16 protein-coding genes and 1 tRNA gene are annotated in these 23,724 nt (G+C 67.1%); 10 read left to right on the top strand and 7 right to left on the bottom strand.

What is annotated here, in order from left to right:
* Positions 1-216 precede the first annotated feature (216 nt).
* The gene (locus tag CSW63_RS00195; protein WP_127846912.1) at positions 217-4,167 is read left to right on the top strand and encodes an ABC transporter ATP-binding protein; all 3,951 of its coding nucleotides are present in this window, start codon (positions 217-219) and stop codon (positions 4,165-4,167) included.
* A 90-nt stretch (positions 4,168-4,257) separates the two neighbouring features.
* Positions 4,258-4,497 (top strand): hypothetical protein, encoded by a 240-nt coding sequence (locus CSW63_RS00190; protein ID WP_099504134.1) that lies wholly within the window; start codon positions 4,258-4,260, stop codon positions 4,495-4,497.
* A gap of 30 nt (positions 4,498-4,527) precedes the next feature.
* On the opposite strand, the gene CSW63_RS00185 is transcribed toward CSW63_RS00190, so the two are convergent.
* A complete protein-coding gene (locus tag CSW63_RS00185) occupies positions 4,528-5,136 on the bottom strand; it encodes a hypothetical protein (RefSeq protein WP_099504132.1) in 609 nt (202 codons plus the stop codon).
* Between the two features lie 135 nt (positions 5,137-5,271).
* On the opposite strand from CSW63_RS00185, the gene CSW63_RS00180 reads away from it, so the two are divergent.
* Positions 5,272-6,192, top strand: a complete 921-nt coding sequence (locus CSW63_RS00180) for a 3'-5' exonuclease (protein WP_099504130.1) — start codon at positions 5,272-5,274, stop codon at positions 6,190-6,192.
* A gap of 47 nt (positions 6,193-6,239) precedes the next feature.
* Here the strand turns inward: CSW63_RS00180 and CSW63_RS00175 are convergent, their stop codons facing one another.
* Genes CSW63_RS00175 through CSW63_RS00165 form a run of 3 tightly spaced genes read right to left on the bottom strand, consistent with a single transcriptional unit; the run spans position 6,240 to position 10,394 of the window.
* Positions 6,240-6,875 carry a DUF2026 family protein gene (locus CSW63_RS00175; RefSeq protein ID WP_168193562.1) on the bottom strand — a complete coding sequence of 212 codons (636 nt, stop codon included), beginning with the start codon at positions 6,873-6,875 and terminating at the stop codon, positions 6,240-6,242.
* Between the two features lie 58 nt (positions 6,876-6,933).
* Entirely contained in the window at positions 6,934-8,664 is a 1,731-nt protein-coding gene (locus tag CSW63_RS00170; RefSeq protein ID WP_099504126.1) for a UvrD-helicase domain-containing protein, read from the bottom strand.
* Positions 8,661-10,394, bottom strand: a complete 1,734-nt coding sequence (locus CSW63_RS00165; RefSeq protein WP_099504124.1) for an ATP-dependent endonuclease — start codon at positions 10,392-10,394, stop codon at positions 8,661-8,663. The genes CSW63_RS00170 and CSW63_RS00165 overlap by 4 nt, the downstream gene beginning before the upstream one ends.
* A gap of 468 nt (positions 10,395-10,862) precedes the next feature.
* Between CSW63_RS00165 and CSW63_RS00160 the strand changes: the two genes are divergently transcribed.
* From CSW63_RS00160 to CSW63_RS00150, 3 genes are all read left to right on the top strand, one after another.
* Positions 10,863-11,366, top strand: coding sequence for a helix-turn-helix domain-containing protein (locus tag CSW63_RS00160; protein WP_099504122.1), 504 nt, complete (start codon positions 10,863-10,865; stop codon positions 11,364-11,366).
* Between the two features lie 12 nt (positions 11,367-11,378).
* A tRNA-Arg gene (locus CSW63_RS00155) sits at positions 11,379-11,485 on the top strand.
* 53 nt (positions 11,486-11,538) lie between these two features.
* Positions 11,539-12,426: a hypothetical protein gene (locus tag CSW63_RS00150; protein ID WP_099504120.1), complete on the top strand. Its 888-nt coding sequence runs from the start codon at positions 11,539-11,541 to the stop codon at positions 12,424-12,426.
* Positions 12,427-12,606: 180 nt separating this feature from the next.
* Here CSW63_RS00150 and CSW63_RS00145 read toward each other — a convergent pair whose 3' ends face one another.
* Entirely contained in the window at positions 12,607-14,253 is a 1,647-nt protein-coding gene (locus CSW63_RS00145) for an HNH endonuclease (protein ID WP_127846910.1), read from the bottom strand.
* 504 nt (positions 14,254-14,757) lie between these two features.
* On the opposite strand from CSW63_RS00145, the gene CSW63_RS00140 reads away from it, so the two are divergent.
* The 4 genes from CSW63_RS00140 (at position 14,758) to CSW63_RS00125 (ending at position 21,302) form a co-directional block, all read left to right on the top strand.
* Complete coding sequence (locus CSW63_RS00140) at positions 14,758-15,300, top strand: RNA polymerase sigma factor (protein WP_099504117.1); 543 nt, start codon at positions 14,758-14,760, stop codon at positions 15,298-15,300.
* A 9-nt stretch (positions 15,301-15,309) separates the two neighbouring features.
* Positions 15,310-16,269, top strand: a complete 960-nt coding sequence (locus tag CSW63_RS00135; protein WP_099504115.1) for a FecR domain-containing protein — start codon at positions 15,310-15,312, stop codon at positions 16,267-16,269.
* 108 nt (positions 16,270-16,377) lie between these two features.
* Complete coding sequence (locus tag CSW63_RS00130; RefSeq protein ID WP_099504113.1) at positions 16,378-19,350, top strand: TonB-dependent receptor; 2,973 nt, start codon at positions 16,378-16,380, stop codon at positions 19,348-19,350.
* On the top strand, positions 19,344-21,302 hold the full coding sequence (locus tag CSW63_RS00125; protein ID WP_099504111.1) for an Atxe2 family lasso peptide isopeptidase: 1,959 nt from the start codon (positions 19,344-19,346) through the stop codon (positions 21,300-21,302). Before CSW63_RS00130 ends, CSW63_RS00125 begins: the two co-directional genes overlap by 7 nt.
* On the opposite strand, the gene CSW63_RS00120 is transcribed toward CSW63_RS00125, so the two are convergent.
* Positions 21,275-23,020, bottom strand: coding sequence for an asparagine synthetase B family protein (locus CSW63_RS00120; protein WP_099504109.1), 1,746 nt, complete (start codon positions 23,018-23,020; stop codon positions 21,275-21,277). The two genes, CSW63_RS00125 and CSW63_RS00120, sit on opposite strands and share 28 nt — an antisense overlap.
* The gene (locus CSW63_RS00115; RefSeq protein ID WP_246842005.1) at positions 23,020-23,664 is read right to left on the bottom strand and encodes a lasso peptide biosynthesis B2 protein; all 645 of its coding nucleotides are present in this window, start codon (positions 23,662-23,664) and stop codon (positions 23,020-23,022) included. Before CSW63_RS00115 ends, CSW63_RS00120 begins: the two co-directional genes overlap by 1 nt.
* Positions 23,665-23,724 lie beyond the last annotated feature (60 nt).

The following is a 23,724-nucleotide window of genomic DNA, read 5'->3' as shown; positions in this document are numbered from 1 at the left end:
AAGAGTCAACTGCGGGTCAGCCGATTTCGGGGCTTGGCGGCCGCCCCGGTCAGTCCAACTCTAAAAGCCCGACCCAGCTGGCCCGCCACTGCAAGCCGACGTCCGCGAGTGACGGACCAGCATCGTCAAGTGATCGCTCAGGAAAAGCGCGCGTCCGCCAAAGGACCCGCAAAGGCGACTCGGTCTAGCCTTGCTCGCTTGAGAAGAGGAAACGGCGTGGCAGACCCCGAGCCGGTGCGCATTCCCGAAGTCGATCTGGCGCGCGAGGCCATGCACGCCATTCGCGGCTATGTTTACCAGCTCTACGCGACGGCCCAGGCCTGGGCGCGCCTCGGACCAGACGCGACCCTTCATGTCGAGCGCGGCGGCGACTACATGACGGTCGCCGCCGACGCGCTCAGCGGGGCCGAGGTCAAGTCCACGGAGGGATCCGGCGCCGTGACCTTGCGATCGAGCGGCGTGGTCACGCTGCTCAGCCGGTTCTGGCGCCTGGCCAAGGCCAATCCCGGCCGCGCCACGGACATGATCTACCTGACGACATCCCCGCCTGGCGTCGAACAGGGTTCGCCTTTCGGCCTTGGCGCGCCGGGCCTGGACTACTGGCGAAAGGCCGCCGCGCAAGCACCGCTCGCGCCGCTGCGCGGCCTTCTGGCCACGCTCGACCTTGACCCCGATCTCCTGGATTTTCTGGCCAAGGCCTCCGACGAAGAGGTGCGCGAAAAGCTCCTAAAGCCGATCCGCTTCGCCTGCGGCGAGCCGCGCCTGGACGCGCTGGACACCATTGTCGCCGAAGCCCTGGTCGATGTCGGGGCGCGCTTTGGCCTTGCGCCCAGCGACTGCCGCGACGCCGCTCCCAGGGTCGTGCTGCATCTGATGCGCCTGGCCGCGCAGGACGGCGAGCGCGCCGTGACCCGGGGCCAACTCCATGAATTGCTCGAGCTGGCCGGCACCTCGCGGGTCTCCAACGCAGCCCTCGCGCAATGGAGCACGGGCCAGCCGCCGGCCGTCGAACCCGACCACGGCGCCATCGATGCGCGCGAGCTGCCCATCGAGGACTTGGTGGTCGAGCGGGCGGACCTGATCGAGGACCTGTCGCGGCGCCTGGCCGCCACGGGCGTCCTCTGGCTGACAGGGGCCAGCGGCCTTGGCAAGACGGGCCTGGCCCTGCAACTGGCGGCCCGCCGCAATGGTCGCTGGTGGGTGGTCGAGTTCGACGCCAAGACCGCGTCGAACCGGGTCGCCGACCGGCTGCGCCGGGTCCAGCGCCTGACGCTCGATCCTGATTTTGGCGGGTTCATTCTCGACGACCTGCCCTCGGGCCTCGACCCGCGCGCGGCCATGGCGTTGCGCCGTCTGGCGCACGCAGCACAACTGGCCGACGGCGGTGTGGTGGTGACGGCCTACAATCCGCCCCCGCCGACCCTGGCTCAGCAGCTCGCCCCTGGCGGTGATCCGGTGCGCGAAGCGCCATACTTCACCGAAGCGGACGTGGCCGCCTATGTCGCACGTGAAGGCGGCACCCCCGAGCTCTGGGCCACACCCACGCACCTCTATTGCGGCGGTGGACAGCCCCAGTTCGTGGCCGCGCGCATCCAGGGCCTCAAGCGCCGGGGGTGGCCGGCGGCGGACCTGAACGACCGACTGGGCCTGGGTGCGTCGACCGACGACGTCGAAGCCGAACGGGCGTCCATCCACGCCCGCCTGGTGCGCGAGCTGCCCGATCACGCCAAGATCTTGCTCTATCGCCTCTCCGTGCCCAGCCTCGGGTTCGACCGTCGCCTTGCCCTGGCCACCGCCGCCGTCGCCCCGGAGATCAGCTTGCCCGGCGAGGCCCTGGACATCCTGCTGGGTCCCTGGGTGGAACGGCGGGGCCAAGACCGCATGCGGGTCTCGCCGCTGGTGGCCCAGAGCGGCGCCAACGCCCTGTCGGGAGCCGAACTCCTGGCCGTTCACGCCGCGGTCAGCCGAGATCTGGTCAGCCGCAGGCCCCTGGATCCGCGCACGCTGGACCAGCTGATGATCTCGGCCTTGATCGCCAAAGACCCTGAAGCCCTTTCCGGCCTGGCGACGGCCGTGATCATGGCGAACTGGGAAACTCAAGGGATCCTCGCCGATCATCTCCTGGGCCTGCGGTTCCTGACCCTCAACAGGCTGATCCTGCCCGACAAACCGCGTGTCTCGTGGCTCGTTCGGATGGCGCAGCTGAAACTCTGTGCGCGCGGCGGCCCGCCGGCTCAAGCTCTCGCGGTCTACCGCCGCTGCCTGGCGGAGCTGGAAGGCGCTCCGGAGGCCAAGGCCGCTCCGTTCCGGAAGGCGGCCATCAATTCGGTTCTCATGATACCCGGCAACCCAATGCCGGTGGCGGAGTGGTTCGACCTGGTGAGAGGGTTCGAGGGCACGGCGGTGGCCGATGCGCCCGAAGCCGGTCGCACGCCGCCCGTCGACGACCAGGCCCAGATGCTGTTCCTATGGCGCGCCCACCACGTCGAGTCGGTCGGCGAGTTGGAGGGTATTTTTGGGGTCCTGGACACGGCCCTTCCGCAGGTGCGAGCCCACTATTTGGCCGCCTTCGCCGACCCGTCCACGGGCCTTCGCAGTCTGGTCCAACCCGCCTGGGTGCATGAATCGAATCTGGAGAGCTTCGCGCCGGCCAAGATCGCTGAACGCTACGAAACCTTGCAGGCGATGGCCGAAAGTTGGAACGCGCCCGACCTGGTGGTCGAGTGCATCTGCAGCCGGGTCGTGCTGCTGGCCGAGTATGCCAGACAGCCTCAGGCGGCCCTGGCGCTTCTCGACGCGGCCGAGCCACGCTTCCCCGATCATCCCCGCCTTCAGCGAGAGCGCACCAAGCTGATGATCCGCTCGGGCGACCATGCCCAGGCCGCCCCGATTCTCGAGAAGGTGCTGACCCAGACCGTCGACGCCGATGTCGTCGAACGCTTCCACATCCTGCGCGATCTGGCGGTTGGCGCTGCCAAGGACGGAGACCTGCCGCTGGCTGCCATGCGCTTCTCCGAAGCGGCTCTCACGGCCGAACGCGGCCCGACCTTGCGGGACATGGCCGGCGCCCTGCACGCCGACCTCGCCGTGGTCCAGCTGCGCCTCGGTCAAGCCGTGTCGGCGGGCAAGAGCCTCATGCGGGCCGTCGAACTGATCGAGACAGTCGACCCCGAAGATCCCGAAAAGCAGTACCGGCTCCGCGGCGTAGCCGGCGCGGCCGCGTGGGTGTGGAGCATGCTCTGCGGCGTCGCGCAGAATATCCCCGACCATGGCGTGGCCAGCGGGCCGATCCCCGCACCACCCTGGCCGGGAATCCGGATCACGCCCCTGCTGCTCTGGTACCAGATGCGCCAGGTCGAGCGGGTCCTGGCGGTCGACCTGGGCGCCAAGTCGCGCCTGGACGAGCACCGCGCGAACGGTGTGTCTCCCTATTTCGAAGGCATGGAACTGCGCGAGTCGCTGTCCTACGCCATCGGCCAGGTCGATCTGGAGACCTTCCTGGATCTCTTGTCGCCCTATTGCCGAGACACCGCCGCCAAGGTGGCGCTTCCCACAGCGGCCGAGGAGCGGGTGACGGCCATCGTCGCCGAGCCGCCTTGGGCGGCGTTCGTCCTGGACCTATCGGAAAAGGCGCAGTTCATCGCCGGCCGCGTGGCGGTGACCTCGTTCGCCATGCGCGCGGCAGCCGAAGGCCGCTGGGACGTCCTTGAGCACCTGGGAACACGCCTGGCCGCCGATCCGGCCACGGCCGTTCTGACCCCCTTCGTGGCCCTGCGACCTGGAGAACTCGAGATCCGCGTGGCCGAAGAGCACGGGTTGGTTCCGGCGCTGTCGGTGTTGTTCGGCCCCGACCCGTTCCCGGACGAGAACCTGCTGCTCGCCGCCTGCCTGAGGGTTCAGGAATGGCTCCAGGTCAGCGCCTTCATCGAGGTGGTCGGGCCTCAGATCGGCAAGGCCTCGGCCGACCTCTGGCGCAGACGGGTGGAGAGCGGCGCCTTCGCCCTCAAAAATCCAAGGCTGCATGGCCCGGCCATCCTGGCCGCCGCCGCCAAGGTCGAGACCAGCGCCGACCATGCCCGCCTGATCCTCGCGGCCACGCCGGCTGTGGCGCTCAGAGTTCCGGAGTCGCTTCTTGAGACCCTTCGGGCGGTGGCCAACGGTCAATGACGGCTATCGCCAGCAGGCCACAACCTCGCATGGACGCTCGGCGGCGCCGGCCCGGCTAGCCAAAGCCGATCGACAGGCTAGAGTTGGACCATGCGCCGCACCGTGCTTTCCAACATCGCTTTCAGCCTGATCGTCGGGCTCGTGTTCTTCGCGGCTGGCGGCTTCCGGTTCGACGGGCTTCCCGTGGGCGAGGTGGTGCGGGCTTTTCCGGCCCTGGCTCCCGTCAAGCCGGCGGTGTGGATCGGGCTGTTCGCCATCGTGCTGCCCACGCTGTTCGCCGTCCTGGACCAGGTGCTGCGCCGGTCCAGCGGTCTGCTGAAGCGCGACTAGCCCGCCGGCCAAGACCAGGTGGACCAAACCCTAGGGCCTGCCTAGGTGGGCCCATGCCTTCATGGCGTACTTCTCCAAGTCGTTGACGATCTTGACCACAAGACCCAGCGTCATCTCGATCTTCTCGCCGAAATGGCCGACGGATTTGAAGTGCTGGCCATCGTAGGTGGCGTCCACGACCCTGTAGGCATGATAGGCCCCGTTGTAGTGCACGACGGCGTTGCGCAGGTGATAGAAGAGCGTGATCTCTTCGCGCTCGGCGAGCGTGAAGCCCAGAATGCCGTTGTGGAAGTCCAGCGACAGCATCGTTGACTGCGTCGCATAGTCCGGCGCCGTCAGGTCCTTGATGACCAGCTCGAACACCGACCATCCGGCGACGAGCAAGGCCGTGACCGCGTCTTCCTTCAAATTCTCGACGACCTTGTCCTGGATTGTCGCCATCGTCCGAGCTGCGGTCTTGTCGCCCAGTTCCAGGGCAACCGATGACGCCGCGTCCGAAAGGGCCCGGTGCTTTTCCAGATTGCCGCCCTCGAGCCAGGTGAGCATGCCCAGCTTCACGTAGAAGCAGGATCTCATCGACTCGAAATAGCCCAGCAACTTGTCGCTGGTCAGGTCCGTCACCTTCTCGATATCGGCCATCGAAGCTCCCTCCCATCCATCAACTCGAGTTGGACCAGCCGTCTACACAGCTAAGTCTAAACTCCTGGTTGGCGGCGCCGCACGCTTTAACCCCGCCGGTATGGCAGGATGACCCGACGATTCTCCCGGACGCCCATGCCTGACGCCGCGCCGCCCCCTCCAGATCAACCCGACCTCGCCACCCTGGAGGCCATGGCCGCTCAGCTCGAAGCCAGCGGCCGCTACCGCCTGCTGCGCCGGTTCGAGACCTGCACCCTGCATCCGGCGGACGCCCCCTCTACGCTCAAGCGCGGCGTCTATCTGGACACCGAGACCACAGGCACGGACGGCCGCAAGGACGAGATCCTCGAGCTGGCCATGGTGCCGTTCGACTATGATCCGGAGGGCCGCCTGTGCGCCGTCCACGCCCCGTTCGTGGCCCTGAACCAGCCATCCAAGCCCATCCCGCCGGAAATCACCAAGATCACCGGCATCACCGACGCCATGGTCGAAGGCCAGGCGATCGATCCCGGCGAAGTCGCCGCCTTCATCGCCTCGGCGGTGATCATCATCGCCCACAACGCCGCTTTCGACCGGCTGTTCGCCGAACGCCTGTCCGAGGCCTTCAAGCACAAGGGCTGGGCCTGCTCGATGAGCCAGGTCGATTGGAAAGGGCAGGGGTTCGAGGGGACGAAGCTTTCTTACCTCGCCGGCCAGGCCGGCTTCTTCTTCGACGGCCACCGGGCCGAGAACGACTGCCTGGCCGGGCTGGAAATCCTCGGTCGCCCCCTCCAGGACGGCCGCACCGCCCTGGCCCACCTGCTGGAAGCCGCCCGCGCGCCCGCCTGGCGGATCGTCGCCGAACGCTCGCCCTTCGAAATGAAGGACAAGCTCAAGGCCCGCGGCTACCGCTGGAACGGCGAGGAGGCCGCCGGCCCCAAGGCCTGGTTCACCGACGTCGCCGACTCCGACCGCGAGGCCGAGCTACTCTTCCTGACCCAGGAGATCTACGGCTACGATCCAGGCCTCACCCCCAGGCGCCTCACCGCCTTCGAGCGGTTCTCAGAGCGGGCGTGAACGCGAGGGAACTGTCACCGAAGCGCCGTCGCGGGCGCTGCCGCGCGCTACCAGGCGCCGGTCGCGATCGTGCTAGGCAGAGAAAGGCGGATCGGCGGCCCGTGGCTGTCGCCCATCATGATCGACGGCTTCTGCTTTCCGGTGCGCTTGCCGAACCAGGCGTCGGCGACTTTCATCAGGTCCCCGTTCACCACCCGGTCGAAGAACTCGTCGGCCAGTTCCTGCGTCAGGTCCAGATTGGGCATGGCGTAGAAGTCCCCGGGCGTGGCCAGGTTGGCGAGCGCCGCCGCTTCCTCGGCCAGCGGGCGTTGGAGCATCTTGCGCGGCGTCCCGAAGGTGGCCCCGTGCTCGGCGAAGGCCTCGGGGAAGATCGGGGCCATGAAGTCGATCAGATGGGTCTCAGTTTGAATCCACATGTGGAATCCGGACCCATCGGAACTTAGCAAACCCGCGTCCTGACGGCCGAAGAACGCAACGTCGGGTATAGCGCCGCCGTTCACGCACAGGCCAAAGGCGCCGGCGACGACCCGAGCCGGAACCTTGTAATGCTTGTTCAGTAGGTACGCGCCCATGGTGGCGAAATGGATGCAGGACCGTTCGGCCGTGCCGAGGTCGCGGATCACGCCGTGGACCACCTGGTAAACGCGATTGTAGTCGCTGAGAGGCAGCAGGAGTCTGGCCAAGGTGCGCGCCACATCATTGAAGTCGAAGATCCCAGTGGCGCACGCGCGCCCGATCCGATCAAGCCCGGACGGGCGTCCCCGCGTCGGGCAGCGGAAGCAGTCCGACCGCCGTTAGGGCTGCCCGATAGGTCGGAAGGATCTTCTGAGGGACGCCCACCCACAGGAGGTCGCGTGGCCGGGTCACGGCGACATAGCCGATCCTTCCATCCTCGGTTCCCACGCCCGCGAGCAACGCGTCCAGGTGAGCCTTCGTGACAATGTAGAGCACCGCGTCGAGGCTCTCCCCCTTCGCGCCGTGGACCGTGTCGACTCGAAGGGCCCTGGCGGCGGCGGGCCGGAGCGTCGATACCGGCGCGGCAGGCAGAGCCTTGGCCGCCAGCCGCATAGCCAAGTTCGGGGCGGCTTTGAGCCCGCTTACCGCTTCGATCTGGGCCAGCAGCGCCTCGACCACCTCGCGCAGGCGCACGATCCACTCAGTGTTGGCTTGCAAGCTTGCCCCGGGAAGGCCATCCACCGGTGATCGGGCGAACTTCCATACCAAGCGCCGAACCGGGCGCAGATCAGCGTGCCGCGCCGGGTCGGACAGCTGGACCGCCAAGCCCCTGGGCGCATCATCGAGCAGCGACTGCTCCAAGGCCTCCGCCGCCAGCTTGAAGGCGCGATGGACGTCGCCGACGCCGTCGCGCGCGGTGGCCGCCGCCGCCATCAGCCGGACCGCACCGGCGCCGACCGACGCGGTGTCCCCCGACAAGGTGTTGGCCAGCTTGCTGGCCCGGCACAGGACTGCGCTTTTGGCCGGGTCCAGACCGCTCGTTTCCACGGCCTGCCGAAACTGCTCGATGACAAGGTCGAGCTGATCGGGATCGCAGGCGACAGCGTAGGCGCCGAATGGCGCCGGTCGCCCCGCACGATCGGTGCCGCCGGCGACCCCGCTCAAGGCCTGGGCAACGGCGGTGATGGCCGGGATCGATCGGTAGTTTGTCGACAAGGCGTAGGGTTTGGCGCTGTGCCCCCTCAAGTACGCGCCGTCGGCGCCGGCATAGTCGTAGATCCCCTGATTGGGATCGCCGATCAGGGTGATAACCGATCCCGCCGTGCTCAAGGCGGTCAGCACCGTCTGCTGAGCCGAGCCGATGTCCTGGGCCTCGTCGACCAGGATCTGCGGGTAGCGATGAGCGAAGACCTCGCGCAGTCGCTTCTCCTGCACGAGGGCCCGGCAGCACCAATAGCGGCCAAGTTCGTGGGTGTAACCGCCGACCCGCCCGAGCCGTTCGACCAGCGCCTTCGCCTCGGTCCGATCGAGCTCCTGCTGATGTCCGAAGTGGTCCAGATAGAACACGAACTGACGGCCCACGACCTTGACGTGGATGTCCTTGACGCTGATCGGCGGCGCGCCCTTGGCCGGCGGCGGGAGGGTGAAGCCTTTCAGGAACGGCTCCGAGCCGCTGACCAGGAAGGCCGCCCGTGGTGCTTGCATCACTCGATAGGCGTGTGGGCGTAGGATATTGGCGGTGATGAAGGCGTCGATCGTGTCGATGTCGACGCGGCCCAGCGCCGAGATCGATCGGGCCTGGCAGAGGGCCGCGTAGTCCTTGCGGAAGGTGTCGACCGCCACGTTTGAAAAGGACAACAGGGCCACGCGTCCCCGGGGCCGTTCTAACCGGCGTCGCACTTCCAGCAGCCGATGCACGGCCGTGCGGGTCTTCCCGCTTCCAGCGCAGGCCAGAACGGCCAAGCTCTGCAGGTCGGCGGTGAGGACGGCTTGCTGCTCGCCTGAAAGCCCAGTCATCCAACCTCGACCTGGCAAACATGCTCGATGGCGTCGCGGATATATTGTGGAACGGCGCAGGTCGCGCCCTCGCCCAAGAACGCCTGGGCCAGGGCTTGGCCGAAGCGGCCTTTCTGCACGTTGTTCTGTGGGCGCTCAAACATGCCGCGGAAGAGCGCCTCTGCGCGCGCTTGGCCAGGGTCCCGCGCCGTCACGGTCTTGGTCAGGTCCGCCCCGATGCCCGGATGGATGTCCGTCAACGCCGCCAGCATCGTCGCGACATTTTCAGGCTCCAGCGCCAGATCGTACTCGAGCGTCTTCAGGCCATGGCAGATTTTCACAAGACCGTCCTGGCTCTGCAGCATCTTGGCGGTGTTGGCCGACACGGTTACGGCGTCACCGACGGCCGGATAGAGCGCCGCGCCGTCGGCGTCGACGGGATCGGCGTCCGTGACGATCGCGACGGGCACGCGCAGCGCCTGTTCGCCGAACAAGGGCAAGAAGCAGTCGAAGTTGAGCCCCTCCACGCTGATGACGCTGACACCATGATCACGCAGCTTGAAGCCCGCCTTCTGGGCCAGGACATTGACCAGCATCAGCTCGGCCGCGCCCTCCACGAAGATGATCCGACGAGCGAAGAAGATTTCGGCGCGGGTCACGTCGAGGTAGCGCTCCAGCTTCTCGCGCTTTCCCTTGCCGAAGTTCACCCGCCTCGGAAGGAAGGGCTCGACGAAGCCGCCGCGATCGACCAGGCAGATCAAGGTCTTCAGCTCGGCAATGCTGGCGAAGTTGGGCGAATGGCTCGTGACGAAAATCTGAACCGCCTTTTCGCCCTCCACTGCGGTCTGGATGTCGGTGAGATAGCGCAAGAGCACCGCCTGCAGCTGGGGATGCAGGTGGGCTTCGGGCTCCTCGATGATCAGACCTCGGAACGCCGCGTCGGTGTTCCTGGCCATCTCGCTGAGCACCACGGCCATGAAGATCAGATTGTTGAAGCCCAGACCGTTCTGATCGAGTTCCAGCGCGTCGACCGAGATCGAAAGCCGCGCGGCGAGGCGTTGGAAGTCGCTGACGCTGAGGCCGATTTCCAACACCTGGGCCAGCTGCTCGCCCAGCATCGTGGCGTGGCGGCCGGCGATGGCGGCCTGGGTCTGGAGGATCGGCGGATGCTTCCTCAGCGCCGTGTCCAACTCGACCAAGGCGTCATTGATGCCGGCGCGGCCGTCGTCATCAGCCAGAATGTGCAGCAGTCGGGCCAATTGGCTGCCCCGGCTGGGCTTGAGGCCCTGGGAGGCGTAGCGCAGGGCTGGCAGATAGACCCCGCGCAGATGATCGGCCATCTCCGTGGTCAGTCCGTTCTCCTTGTGCTCGCCGCACCAGCGTTTGGCCTGCAGCCGCCCGGTCTTGTCGGCCGAGCCATAACTGACCGAGAAATGCGCGCGCATGGCGCCGTCCCGGCCCGGCCGGATGGCGGGCATGAACTCGGACTCGTCATCCAGATCCAGGTTGGCGAAGACGTATTCGAAGAGGATGTCGCCGTCGGCCGCCCCGACCTTGGGGCGATGAATGTCCTCCGTGGTCATCCGCGGATAGGGCTCGTCGATCCCGCCCAACAAGGCGCGCAACGCGTCGACCACGGCGGTCTTGCCTGTGTTGTTGGGCCCCACCAGGATGTTTAGGCCCGGCTGGAACTCAAGCGCCACATCCTTGAGCTTGCGGAAATTTCGGATCCGAAGCTCAGCAAGATACACCCCGTTCTCCCCAAAGACCGGCGCCGGTTCGTCCGCGGCGCGCTCGATTCGCAGTATGGCGATAGCTGCGCTGCAAAGGCGAGCCCCTGGCGAGCCGCAACCGATCAGGGCGCAGCGCCCGAGCCTTAGTTCAACTCGGCCAAATGTGCTGGCGACGCCCCCGAAAATTGGGTCTAAATCGGTGCGCACAGCGGACTTGGGGGCCTATTTCCGATGCCCCCAGGGCGCTAGCGCCTCCCGCGGGCGACCTTGCTGCCTCCCACGCCCCAGGCCCTGGTGTCGCCCGGGCGGGGGACTCTGGCGCCTGACTATGTAGGATGCCGGTCAACCTGCATCCCTCCTCAGGCCCACATTCCCTGTCGTATTATCCCAGATCCCGAGAGGCGGGAGACACCAGCGCCTCCCCCTCTAAGTTGCGAACTGCCCATCTCGGGCTCATATCGGTTTCAAGAAAACGGAGCCGAAGCGATGAGCGCCAAGGACAAGAGCCCGTCCGCCGAAGCGGACCTGCGCACCAACGAGAAGAAGTGGTCCAAGCCGCTGATGGACGCCGGCTGGACGGTGTTCCCCAGCGTGATCATCGAGAACCAGCGCCAGCTGGGCCTGGATGCCATGGACGTCAACATCCTGCTGCATCTGGCGTCCAAATGGTGGAACGCCGACGGCAAGCCCTACCCGTCGAAGGGGACGATCGCCCTGGCGATGAACGTCGATCCGCGCACGGTCCAGCGCCGCATCGCTGCACTCGAGGCTGCGGGGCTGATCCGCCGCGAGGAGCGCCGCGAAACCCCTACCGGCAGCAAGACCAACGTCTACCATCTCGACGGCCTGATCGAGGCGGCCCAGCCCTTCGCCGAGGAGAAGCTGGCCGAGATCGAGGAGCGCCGCGCGATCAAAAAGGCAAAGGCGGCCCGCAAGGGCGCGCCTAAGCCCAAACTCAAACTCGTGAAGTCCGACGTCGACGACGACTAGCCCTTCACCTGACGCGGCGTAGCTCAGCCAGGATAGAGCCCCTGTTTTCGACATAGGTTGGGCGGTGACACCCCAGACTATGGGCAGGGAGGTCGCGGGTTCAAGTCCCGCCGCCGCGTGCCACCTTCCACCCCGCCGCCGGGCCGAGCCCGGCCGCCGATCCGGAGACCCGATGGCCAGCTTGGTCCAACAGATGCAGCGCGAGGCCCTCGACCAGGCGACCCCGATCTCGCAGTTGCTGCGCAAGGTGAAGCTGGCCGCGTTTAAGCTGCAGCTACAGGAGGGCGTGGCCTGGGCCGAGCAGGAGTTGGGCGGCTACACCGGCCCAGGTCAGGCCTATCCCGACTACAGGATCATCCGGGGCGCGCCAGTGGCGCAAAATCCGGTGCGCGGCGACTACATGCCCATCAGCGCGCCGCCTCGGGTGATTGAGTCGATCAGCTTGTGGCCAGTCACCCAGTCGATCAGCAGCCTCGAAGAGCTGACAAAGGGCGCGGGCCCGCTGTTCTTCCGTTACTCGCCAGACCTGATCGCCCGGTTAAACCAGCAGATGTCACTTCCCATGAACCTGCCGGTTATGGGCCTGCAGGTCCACCGCAGCGTCGCCTTCGGCGTCGTCGATCGCGTCCGCGACATCGTCCTGGATTGGGCGATGGCGCTGGAGGCCAATGGGGTGGTCGGATCGGAACTGAACTTCACGACGGACGAGCAAAAGCGAGCGGCGACCATGACCATCAATATCGGCGCGATGAACGGCGGCAACCTCAATACCGGCGACATCACCGGAACTGGCGCCCGCCTGAACCAGGGCTCCCAGGACAGCTCGACCAACACCATCGCCGGCGAGAGCCAGCTCTTCGCCGAGATCGAGGACGCTGTCACCGGGATCAAGGACGCCGCCGCCCGAGAGCAGCTAATCGCCCTGACGCGCGAGATGAAGGCCTCACAGGGCCAACCGGGTTTCCTGTCGGCCTACCAGAGGTTCGTGACCGCCGCGGCCGACCATATGACCGTGCTCACGCCCTTCCTGCCGGCGCTGGCGGGCCTGCTGGGCTCGTAACCTCTCGCCGCGCCTGCTTACCCCGATTTCTCGGGTAATGCCGCCCCCGCCATTGCGACCATAGTTGCGCCCTGCGACATAACGACCCTGAGCCGAAGCGCCGGGACCTGATTGTCACCATGGCCGGATGGCCGGCGCGCATGTCCAAGCCCTCGGGGCTAAAGGCGCCGACGCACGGGTTCACGTGTTCTCAACATCCGGCTGTCGCCGACGCCCCGGCGCGGCGCTCGCGTTCCCCGGACCCTGCGTGTGAGCACCACGCCAGCGACCAGCGGCGAAGTTCGGGGACCCCAGCGGCGCGCCCGCCTCCAGCCACAGCCAGTCGAAGATCGGCTTGAGATGGTCGGCCGCCCCGGCCGCGACGTCTGGAAGCAGGACGGCAGGGCAGGGAAAGCTCTGGGCGGCGAAGCGCTGGCCGGGTCGATCGGTCAGGACCACCTGGGCCAGGTCCATGCCGTAGAGCACCGCCGTACCCAGCACCGGCCCGTTCAGGCCCAGCGTCCGCAAGAAGGCTAGCCCCCGATCAAGGGCGTCGACGATCAGCGCCTCGGCCAGGTCCAGGGGCACGGTCGCCGGCGCGCCTTCGCTCCCGCGTCCGCCAAGATTGAGCTCCCACTCCACCACGCCCGATCGGTAGACGCAGGAGGTCCAGGTGGTTTCGGGCAGGGCCATCCCGACACCGGCGCTGGCGCCATGCGCCCACCACACGCGCGTGTTCTGGCCGCGTCCGACGACCCCAGGCAGCTGCAGGACCTCGCGCGCGCCGTCGACCGCCACATGGTCCAGGGTCGCGCCATCGAGGATCGCCGCCTTCGGGGTCAGGTGGACCAGCACCCTGGGGAGGCTGACCACCACGGGTAGGTCGCGCAAGGGAAGGCGGGCGTTCAAGAAGTCCCACCAGGCCGCGCGCAATCGCCCCTCGACATCGACAGGATCTGGCGCGGGGTCCCAGCCGGCCGGCGCATAGCGTGGCCCGCGCGGCAGGGGCGAGAGCCCCTTGCCGGACTGGTAGCGGTCGATATGGGCCTGCAAGCCCTGTCTCATGTTCGACAGGCTGTGTTCAGCCCTGGTGGCCAGCGTGCCCAGCACCGGGGCGACGGGATCATAGAGGCGATCGGCGCAGAACCGGTCGGAGGCCGCGACCCCGGCGGTCACCGACGCGCCCGTCTTCTGCATCAGGACGTTCCAGGCGTTGACGTCCCAGGGCTCGCCGGTCTGACGCCAGCCGCCCAGCATGGCCTCGATGTCCTCCAGCTGCGAATAGAATTCCGCCAGCAGGGCCAGCTCCTCAGCTGGCAGGTCGCGAACTTGGCTCGCACCGGGATAGAGAGACGGTCGCCTCGGCCGGAAGATGTCCCAATGGTCGGCGAGCGCCTCGCGCCCGCAGGAGACCGACACGAAATTGGCAGCCGCCCGATCCAGGGCATGGATCTGATGGGCAAGGATGCGCCCAAGCTCCGGCGCCAGCAGCGTCCTGGACAACTCCGCCAGCGCCAGCACCCCGGCGCCCTGGCCAGCGGTGAAGGTGGCGTTGTGGACGGTCACGGTGTGGGCAGTAATGCCACCCGACTGTCCGACCGAGAACACCGCCGCCGCCCGCGCCACGGTTTCGTCATCCAGAAGCCGGGTTCCCCGCTCGTGATCGGCCTTCATCGCCAGCAAGCGGTCGACCGGGTAGGCGATCAGGTCGTCGTCGATCACGGTGTGATGGTTGGCACACAAGAGAATGAGATTGGCCGACCCATGCCGCTCGTCAGGGCTCTGCAGGGGGTCAAAGCGCGGTCCGCCAGTGCTGGCCGCCCGGATGTGGCAGACCTCGCCGATCATAATGTCGCCCTCCACGAGCGGCGTGGAGCAACGGGGAAAGGCGCAGCGATTTCCCGACATGGCGAAGAGGCGCTTCAGCGTGGCCTCGGTCGGTCGGGACAATGATTGGACCATGTGATCGGGGACTACGGTGGCTCGAAGGTGAAGTTGAACCCATGCCGACCTGGCCTGCAACGGTCGAACCAGCCGCTTGCCGCTCCGTCGGCGCCGCCGCCCCCGCCTTGCCATCTGACCGAACCGCGTTCTAGACTCGACCCACGCCGCTGAAAGCGCGGCGTCGAGGCGTGAGAACCTCGCTTGAACCAACCGCTTCGCGTTCGGCTCCGCCCCGGCGCGACCGGTGTGCTGCGCCGGCGGCGCCGTCGATGACGGCCGCTCCACACTCAAGCTTGGTCTCAGGGAACCGGCCCCGCCGGATCCGACGCCTCTCCTGGAGGCGGACGTGACTAGGCGAACAGAGAGCAGACTTCGGACAGACGATTATCGGTGCGGGATCCTGCGCCGATGACGATGGATACGATCGACCCGGTCCTGGGCGAGGCCGAGACCGACACCCGCCGCCAGCTCGACGCGCTCTTCCGCCGCAAGGCGCCCGCCCTGATGCGCTTCCTCAGTCGCCGGACGAACCGGGAAGACGCCCTGGACCTGACCCAGGAGGCCTTCCTGAGGCTGACGCGCGCGGCCGACCGCCGGCCGTTGCAGAAACCTGAAGCCTATCTCGCCAGGATCGCCCGCAACCTGCTTCGCGACCGCGCCAAGAGCGTCTCGGGTCATCGCGAACGCACCCACGCCGTCCTGGAACCCGAACTTCACGCGGCCAACGACGGCGATCCGCACCTGATGCTCGAGGCCCGCCAATTGCTTGAGCGACACGAGGCCGCGGTCCTGAAACTGAAACCGAAGGAGCGCGAAATCTACCTGCGCCATCGCGTCGACGAACAGCCCTATGCGGAGATCGCGCGCGACATGGGCCTCAGCGTCAGCTCCATCGAGAAGTACATGATCGCGGCGATCGCCGCCATCGACCGCCACCTCGGCCGGCCTTAAGATCACCGGATGACTGTGGGGCACGACGAGCACCTTCGCCAGGAAGCGGCCAGCTGGTTCGCGCGCATGCGCGGGCCCGGCGCTGAGGCCGCGCGCGCGGAGTTCGACGCCTGGCGGGCCAATCCGCAGCGCCAGGCGACCTACGATCGACTGGTCCAGCGCTTCAACGAGTCGGAGATCTTGGGCCACTCCAGGCTATCGGCCCTGCGCCTGCGCACCAGCGCCTCGCGCCGGGGACCCGCGCCGGCGGTGTGGTGGACGGCCGCCGCCGGTCTCGTCCTGGGCGCCATCGCGATCTCCCAGACGCTCCGCGCGCCCGCTCCAAGCGCCACGCCGGCCGAGCGATACGTCTCCGCGCCCGGGCAGATCCGCACCCTCGATCTGGCCCCCGACCTCACCGTGGTGCTCGACACCGACACCGTTCTGACCGCCTCGACCAGGGGCTCCCGCACGCATCTGATGCTGGAGCGCGGTCGAGTACGGGTCGAGTCAGAACGCCCGCTCGACATCGAAGCAGACGGCGCCCGGGTGATCGCCGAGCACGCCGCCTTCGACCTGAACCGGCAGGACGGCAAGGCCGTCGAGATCTCCGCGCTGCGCGGCGCGGTGCAGGCCGAAAGCCGCGGGATGCTGCGGCCGACCCGGACGCGGATCGAGTCTGGCCAGCGCCTGATCCTGACCGGCGGTCGCCAGGGCGAGGCCATGCCGGCGCCGATGCGCGATCGCCAGTGGCCGACCGGCCTTCTGGTGTTCGACGGCGCGCCGCTGGGCCAGGTCATCGCCGAGGCCAACCGCTATGGCGCCCGCAAGATCCGGCTGGCCGACCCGGCGCTTGCCCGCCTGCAGGTCAGCGGCGGTCTCAAGGTGACCGATCCCGACGGCCTGGCCCGAGCCCTGGCAGCCGCCCTGGGTCTGACCGTGTCCAGCGCTCCGGCCGGCGACCTGATCCTGACCCGCACCGACGCCTGACGGTCACGCGACACTCCGATGAAAGTTTTTCTTCAGGTGACGCGCACCTAGCTCGTCAAAGCCCCCCGAACGACCGCGACAGGCGCGGTCCGGGTTCTGGGGGCCCTCATGTATCGCCACGCTTCCGTTTTCCGCCGCGGCCTGATGGCCACGGTCGCCGCCGTCGTCCTCACCGCCGCCGCGCCGGCTCTGGCCGCGCCACCGCTGCTCCAGGCCGAGCACCAAGCTTACGACCTGAAGGCCCAGCCGCTCGCCACCGCCCTGTCGGAGGTCGCCCGCATCAGCGGCCGGCCGATCGTCGTCTCCACCAGCCTCGCCCGTGGCAAGACCGCCCCGGCGCTGAAGGGTCGCTACACGGCAGACCAGGCCTATGCGGCCCTGCTGTCGGGCTCTGGGCTGAAACTCGTCTCGGTCGGCGTCAACCTCGTGGTCCAGCCCGCCGACGCGGAGGCGACCACGTCGGCCTCGGGGGAGCCCCAGGCCGGCGACGCTGACACCCTGTCGGAACTCGTCGTCACCGGCACGCGGATCCGTGGAGCAGGTCCCGTAGGCTCCAATCTGATTTCGATCACCCGCCGCGACATCGAAGCCAGCGGCTACGCCACCACCCAGCAAATCATCCAATCGCTACCGCAGAACTACGGCGGCGGTCCCAACGAAGGTACGGTTGTCGGCACGGGGCGGAACGGCAGCGGGGCCAACCTGGCGTTCGGAGCTGGCGTGAACCTACGCGGTCTCGGGGCGAGTTCGACACTCGTTCTACTTGATGGCTCGCGCCCTCCCATGGGCGGCCGGACCGGGGTCTTCGCCGACCTGTCGCTGGTCCCGGCGCTGGCGGTCGATCGCATCGAGGTGCTCGCCGATGGTGCGTCGGCCCTTTATGGCTCCGACGCCGTGGCCGGCGTCGTCAACGTCGTCTTCCGCGATCATTTCGACGGCCTATCCACCCAGGTGCGCGTCGGCGGGGCCAAGGGCGGCGCCGAGGAGGGCCTGTTCGGACTTCTGGCCGGGAAGCGCTGGGGCAGCGGCAGCTTAGTGTTGGGCTATGAGGTCGCGCGCCGCGATGCGCTCGCCTCGTCCAAGCGCGCCTACGCGAACTCGGACCTGCGTGCGCTCGGCGGGGCGGACTATCGCTCGATCTACGCAAGCCCCGGCACGATCATCGCGGGCGGGCAAACCTTCGCCATTCCCGCCGGCCAAAACGGGGTCGGCTTGCGGCCGTCGCAACTCCTGCGTGGCGTCACCAATCGGGAAGACAGTCGCCTCGACACCGACCTGCTGCCCAGACAGACCCGCCAAGCGCTTTACATCAACGCCGAGCAGCAAATCGGTTCGAACACGGAAGTGTTCTCTCGCGTCCTCGTGGCCGACCGGCGCTTCTCGGTGAGATCCTCGACCGGCTCGCAAAGCGCGGTGACGGTGACCAGCGCTAACCCCTTCTACGTGGACCCGATCGGCACAGGCCAGCCCGTACGCGTGCAATACAGCTTCGTGCGTGATCTCGGAGCGCAGGTCTACAACGGCCATGTGCGGGCTTATGACGGCCTGGCCGGCGTTCGTCACCGGATCGGTCCCTGGACCCTGTCCGCGAGCGCCAGCTATGGTCGCCAGGCCGAAGCCACGCTCACCAAGAACTACCTCAACACCTACCGGCTCGGGCTCGCGATCGCCGACACCAATCCGGCGACCGCTTACAATCTGTTCGGCGACGCCGGCTCGACTAATCCCGCCACCATCGATCAGGTGAGGGGGTTCGCCTCGAACAAGGGCGCTTTTGAAGCTTGGTCGGCGGATTTCAAGGCCGATGGCCCGCTCTTCAACCTTCCCGCCGGGACGGTGCGTCTGGCCGTCGGTGTGGAACACCGGGATGAGCGCTATCGGTTCGCGAGCTACAACTATGTGAGCACGCCCGCGCCGGTCAGGAGCCCGCTGGACCTTCCCGGCCCCCGGCGCATCGACGCGGCTTACGCCGAAATGCTCGCGCCGCTGGTCAGTGAGGACAATGCCCTTCCAGGCGTACGGCGGCTGGACCTTTCGATCGCCGGCCGCATCGAGCGGTACAGCGACTTCGGCACCACCCAAAATCCCAAGATCGGCTTGAACTGGTCGCCGGTTGAAGGCCTGGTCGTGAAGTCCGCCTACGGCACGTCGTTCCGGGCGCCGAGTTTCAATGATCAGCGCCAAGGCCTGTCCTCGACGCTCTACCAACCCGCGCCGCTGAGCGATCCGAACTCGCCGACCGGTAGCACGGTCGTGCTCGCCCTGATCGGCAACATGCCGGGCATTGGCCCCGAGCGCGCGAAAACCTGGACGACGACCGCCGAATGGAAGCCGTCCTTGGCGCCGGGGCTGAAGCTGACCGCGACCTATTTCGACGTGCGCTATCGGGACCGGATCGCCAGCATCAATGGCGACATCTACAACGCCCTGATCAGCCGGCCGATCTATGCGGCCCTGCTCACCGACGCGCCCGCGGCCAACGTCGTGGCCAACTACTACGCCAGCCCGTACTTCTCGAACCCGTTCAACATCCCCGCGTCCGACGTGAAGGTCATCGTCGACGCACGTGTCCAGAACTTGGCGATCGTCAACGAAGACGGTGTCGACATCGACGTCGACTACCGCCGCGAGACCTCGATCGGGCAGATTTCCTTGGGGCTGGCGGCCACCTACGTGCTGAACGTCAAGCAGGCTGTCACGGCGCTGTCGCCGCGCGCGCAGACCGTTGGCACCGTCGGCAATCCAGTCAGGTTGCGCGCCCGGGCGCGCGCCGGCTGGACCAGGGGAAACTTCGATCTCGCCGCCTTCGCCAATTTCACGGACGGCTACACCAACCAGACCGTGACGCCGAACACGCACATCAATGCCTGGACGACGATCGACCTGAACCTCGGATACCGCTTCGATCAGCAACAGGGCCCGTACAAGGACCTCAAGGCCTCGATCGCGATCAGCAACCTGTTCGACCGCGATCCGCCGTTCGCCAATCTCAGAACCTCGGCGTCGGGCATCGGGTTCGACAGCGACAATGCCAGCCCGATCGGCCGGGCCATCGCAGTGCAGTTGACCAAGTCATGGTGAGGTGGGCGCTGCTCGCCGTGGGGGTCGCGGTCACCGCGGCCCCCGTTCGGGACGAGGTGTCGATCCGAGACCTGGTGCAGATCGTTGACATCTCAAGCCTGAGCCTGTCGCCGGATGGTCGCCAGGTCGCCTTTCGGCAACAGGCCTCGTCTCTGGATCGCAACAGCAAGGACCTTTCCTGGTGGGTTGCTGACCTGCATGGCCCTGCCAGACCTCGATTGATCGGGGATGGTGGCCAGGCGCTCTGGACGCATGCTGGCACCCTAAACGGTGAACCCGCGCAATGGTCGGCCGATGGGCTAGGCCTGTTCTACCGCGCGCTGATAGACGGCGAGGTCCAAGTCTGGCGTGCATCGATCGACGGCCGGGTCCCCCAGGCCGTAACCAAGGACGCCGCCGACGTCGTTTCCATCTCCGTCAACGCCGATGGCTCGGGGCTGACCTATGAGGTCGGGGCGACGCGCGCGGACATTCTGGCTGCGGAAAGAGCCTCGCGCGACGCGGGCGTTAGAATAGACGCTTCCGTCGACCCGGCGCAGAACCTGTTCGAGGCCGTGGAGATCAACGGCCGACTGGCCGCCCAGCGGCTGACGGGAAAGTGGTTTCAGCGCGCCGGCCTCCTGGCGTCCACGCCGCTGACAACCAAATCGGTGGCGCTTGACCACACGTCCCCCGCCGACAGCGCTGCGCTTCCGCCGCCTCGCGCGACCTTCGAAATCAAGGCGGGAACGCTGACAGTGCGGGGGGCAGATCAATCGCCGATGTCGGCGCCTCACAACTGGCCGTTGGGGCGAGCCATTTGGGCTGCCTGGCGTCCCGGCCACGACCAGTTGGTCGTCGCGATGGGCGATCCCGCCCGCCGCCAATCCCTCTACCTTTGGGATCTGACGCAGAAGCGGGTTCAGCGATTGATCCAAAGCCCCGGCCTCCTGAGCGGCGGGGAGCCATCAACGCCCTGCGCGCTCGCTGTCAGCGAAGCGGTCTGCGTCGAGCAATCGCCAGAGCAGCCCCCTCGACTGGTCGCGATCAATCTCGAGACCGGCGCAAACCGCGCATTGGCCGAACCCAACGCGACCCTGCGCCTCAAGCCGCCTGTAGCGCCGCGCGTGCTCTCCTGGATGACTGCCGACGGGACCCACGTCACCGGCCAGTTCTTCGAACCTCCTCGCCGGACCGGGCGCCGCGCGCCGCTCTTCATCAACTACTACCTGTGCGAAGGGTATCTTCGGGGCGGTGTCGGCGACGAATACCCTTTCGCCCTGCTCGCCCAGGCCGGGATCGCGAGCCTCTGCATCAACAAGGTCTCTCCGCCGGGTGAGGGTTATGACGCAGCCGCGGACTACCGCCTGGCGACGTCAGCAATCTCGTCGGCCATCGCCATGCTCGACCATGAAGGGGTCATCGATCCGCGCAAGGTCGGGATGGGCGGCTTTAGCTTCGGCAGCGAAGTGACCATGTGGGTGGCGATCCACACCGACCTCCTCGCGGCGACGGCCATCGCCTCGACCCAGATCGAGCCCGCCTACTACTGGCTGAACGGGGCGCCTGGTCGCGACAATCACGCCGTCCTGGCCAAGAGCTGGGGTCTTGGCGCGCCCGAGGACACACCACAGCGGTGGAAGCTGCTTTCGCCCGCCATGAACGCCGACAGCCTCCACGCGCCCCTGCTCATGCAACTGCCTGAACAGGAGTATCGGCTCAGCTTCGAGCTCTTCGCGCGCCTGGCGCAGACGACGACACCGGTGGAGCTTTACGTGTTCCCCAACGAACCGCACAACAAGACCCAGCCCGCGCACAAGCTGTCGACCTACCAGCGCAACCTCGACTGGTTCCGGTTCTGGCTCCTCGAGGAGAGCGATCCGGATCCGAAAAAAGCCGATCAGTATGCGCGATGGCGAGAGATGAAGGCTCGCCGCGACGCCAGTCAGGCGATCGCCCGTGTCCAGCCCTGAGCCCATAGCTCGACATCGACGAGACGGATCAGCCCCATGAACGCAGTGTCGTCGAGCACAAGGGGCGCGGCCAGGATTTTGTCGACGGCGGTCAGGTTGATGACCCCATGCCGCGCCAGGACACCATCATGCAGGACCGTTCGGATCACCGATCGGTTCGCCTCGTAGGCCTCGGTGATGAAGCGGTTGATGCGCCCCTTGGATCGCCGGTTATAGATGTCCCGCGGAAGCAGGCCCGCATAGGCTTCCCGTGCGATGGCGCGATCCCGCCCTTGGGCGACCCACATCCAGGTCGGCGTCTTGAGAACAGCTTCGAGGACGAGCTGACCGGCGTGGGCGGCGATGACGGGGGCGACCTGATTACGATCGTGACCGTCGACATGTCCATGGACAGCGACGATCCCTCGGATGTGTCGCAACCGGCCAGGCGAGGCCTTCTCAAGCCCTTCGAGCCAAGGGTGAGGCTCGGGCTCGTCTGGCCGGTAGCGTTCCGCGATGAGCTCCGGGTGACCCGAGGGCTGGTAGGCTGATCGGCCCTTTAGGGCGAGTTTGATGGCGGCGTACCCCGCCCGCCAAACGCTGGCGCCGGTCAGATCAGCCACGTCCCCGACCGTCTCGAAGAAGCCCATCCCTGGACCCTCAGCGAACAGCCGGTCGGTGGCCGGCGCGGCGGACTGGGTGTAGAAAAAGATGCTGTCACCGCCTGTACCGTTGAAGAAGGCGCTGGCCGCGACGCGCCGCCCTTCCTCGCCAAACACCGCATCCACGGACTGAAGCACCGTCGTGCGGCCTGGCCGCGCCATCCACGGCGCCGGCAGTCGCGTGAAATCGATGTCCGCAGGGTTCAGTTCGTGCTCGGTCAAAGGAAAGCCCGCAGCATCGGCGACCTGCCGCGCATAGCGGCGCTCGTCCCCCTCGGGTCCTTGGGTCGCGCAGTTGACCGCAAACGTGCGAGCGCGGCGACGCAGGGCCATGGCGATGATCGACGAGTCCATGCCTCCCGAAAGCTCGATGACGATTGAGGATTCCACGCCAGCGAGGGCGCCGACCGTGCGCTCGATCGCCGAGAACAGGGCTTCAGCGGCTTGTCGAGGCTCCGAGAAGGGCTTGTGCCGCAACACGTCCGCCGGGCGCCAGTAGGAGGTGATCTCCACGTTCTGTCCGGAAACGACGAGTACCTGCCCAGGAAGCAGCTCGTTCACTCCGACGAGTCCGGTTCTTTGGGATCGAGCGCCATTGTAGGCGACATGGTGCGCGACATAGGCCCAGTCGATCTCCGGCTGGAAGAGACCAAGACCAAGGCTGGCCGCCATATCGGATGCCACGACATCATAGCCGTCGCTTCTGGCATGCAGGCACGGGACGCCGCCTGACGGATCGCGAAAGAACCGCAGGTCGCCTCCATCCTCGCCCGCGGCCAGCACGAGATATCGGCCCCAGAATTCCCGCGCCAAATCCCTTCCAATGGCTTCCACCGCGGTGCCGGGAGGCCAACCGATCCGGTCGAGACCTGCGCGGTGGCCATCTCGACGGAACAGATCGCCAAGGACTAGGCCCTCATTCCCTAAGGCGCCCACACGCTCGCGGCCGTCGGCGAGCAGCGTCCAGCAGCGGCCAGAGTGCGCCACCACGAGCCCCTGATCGGAGGCCTTGGCCAAGATCGCGTCGTAGCTCCCCGGTCGTGGTCGCCCCGGCCAGGTCAGGATCAGATAGGCCATCAGATCACCAGGATCGGGGTTAGCATGCCGGCACGATGGGCCGTCTCATTCAGCGCCCAGTCGCCTCGCTGCACCCAGGCATGGGCCTCGAACGGGTTGAGATCGACCGCCAGCACCACGTCGACATCTACGCCTCGGCGCGCCAGGAAGGCCGCAAGCGCCAGAGAGTCGAGAAGGCAGATCGGGTCGATCGGCGCAAGGCGTCGAACCCGGAGGAATTGTTGCGCCAGTTCCCTCACTCGGTCAGGCGAGACGGCGACGTCCGACGGACCGGCGAGCCGTAGCTTCCGTCGCTGGGCCACGATCCACGAGAAGGGTTTGACGTGGAGCGTGATCCAGGTGCGGGTCACCTCCCACGCCACCTCAAGGGCTAGGATCGGGGAGGGGCGTGCGAAGCTTTGTTCTTCACTGGCGCTGCGCTTGGGCGCTGTCCACGGCACCGGTTCAGCGGTGACGGACTCCTCCATGCCGATCAAGCCGGCGGCGCGCAGTTCACCCATGAGCATCTGGCCTTCGCCGGACTCCATGGCGTTCTTGAGCGCCATGGCGCGCCGAGGACCCACGCCTCGGTAGCGTCCGCTCCGCAGGTCGAGCGCAACGGCCCGGTCGGCCACGAAGCAGAGGCCAAGATCTTGTCCGATCAAGTAAGCCATCGCGCGTGTGAGCTGCGTTGGGATGGCACACCGGCCACACCTTCGCTGGCT

Origin of the sequence: Caulobacter sp. FWC26 (assembly GCF_002742645.2) — a bacterium.
Classification (GTDB): Bacteria; Pseudomonadota; Alphaproteobacteria; order Caulobacterales; family Caulobacteraceae; genus Caulobacter.
The sequence above is the reverse complement of the archived record's forward strand: the minus strand, read 5'-3'. Positions and strand labels throughout refer to the sequence as shown.

What these genes read in the sequence shown, in the direction of transcription:
- CSW63_RS00190 (WP_099504134.1), top strand. Translation starts at nt 4,258, where the DNA reads ATGCGCCGCACCGTGCTTTCCAACATCGCTTTCAGCCTGATCGTCGGG.
- CSW63_RS00185 (WP_099504132.1), bottom strand. Translation starts at nt 5,136, where the DNA reads ATGGCCGATATCGAGAAGGTGACGGACCTGACCAGCGACAAGTTGCTG.
- CSW63_RS00180 (WP_099504130.1), top strand. Translation starts at nt 5,272, where the DNA reads ATGCCTGACGCCGCGCCGCCCCCTCCAGATCAACCCGACCTCGCCACC.
- CSW63_RS00170 (WP_099504126.1), bottom strand. Translation starts at nt 8,664, where the DNA reads ATGACTGGGCTTTCAGGCGAGCAGCAAGCCGTCCTCACCGCCGACCTG.
- CSW63_RS00160 (WP_099504122.1), top strand. Translation starts at nt 10,863, where the DNA reads ATGAGCGCCAAGGACAAGAGCCCGTCCGCCGAAGCGGACCTGCGCACC.
- CSW63_RS00150 (WP_099504120.1), top strand. Translation starts at nt 11,539, where the DNA reads ATGGCCAGCTTGGTCCAACAGATGCAGCGCGAGGCCCTCGACCAGGCG.
- CSW63_RS00145 (WP_127846910.1), bottom strand. Translation starts at nt 14,253, where the DNA reads ATGATCGGCGAGGTCTGCCACATCCGGGCGGCCAGCACTGGCGGACCG.
- CSW63_RS00140 (WP_099504117.1), top strand. Translation starts at nt 14,758, where the DNA reads ATGACGATGGATACGATCGACCCGGTCCTGGGCGAGGCCGAGACCGAC.
- CSW63_RS00135 (WP_099504115.1), top strand. Translation starts at nt 15,310, where the DNA reads ATGACTGTGGGGCACGACGAGCACCTTCGCCAGGAAGCGGCCAGCTGG.
- CSW63_RS00130 (WP_099504113.1), top strand. Translation starts at nt 16,378, where the DNA reads ATGTATCGCCACGCTTCCGTTTTCCGCCGCGGCCTGATGGCCACGGTC.
- CSW63_RS00125 (WP_099504111.1), top strand. Translation starts at nt 19,344, where the DNA reads ATGGTGAGGTGGGCGCTGCTCGCCGTGGGGGTCGCGGTCACCGCGGCC.
- CSW63_RS00120 (WP_099504109.1), bottom strand. Translation starts at nt 23,020, where the DNA reads ATGGCCTATCTGATCCTGACCTGGCCGGGGCGACCACGACCGGGGAGC.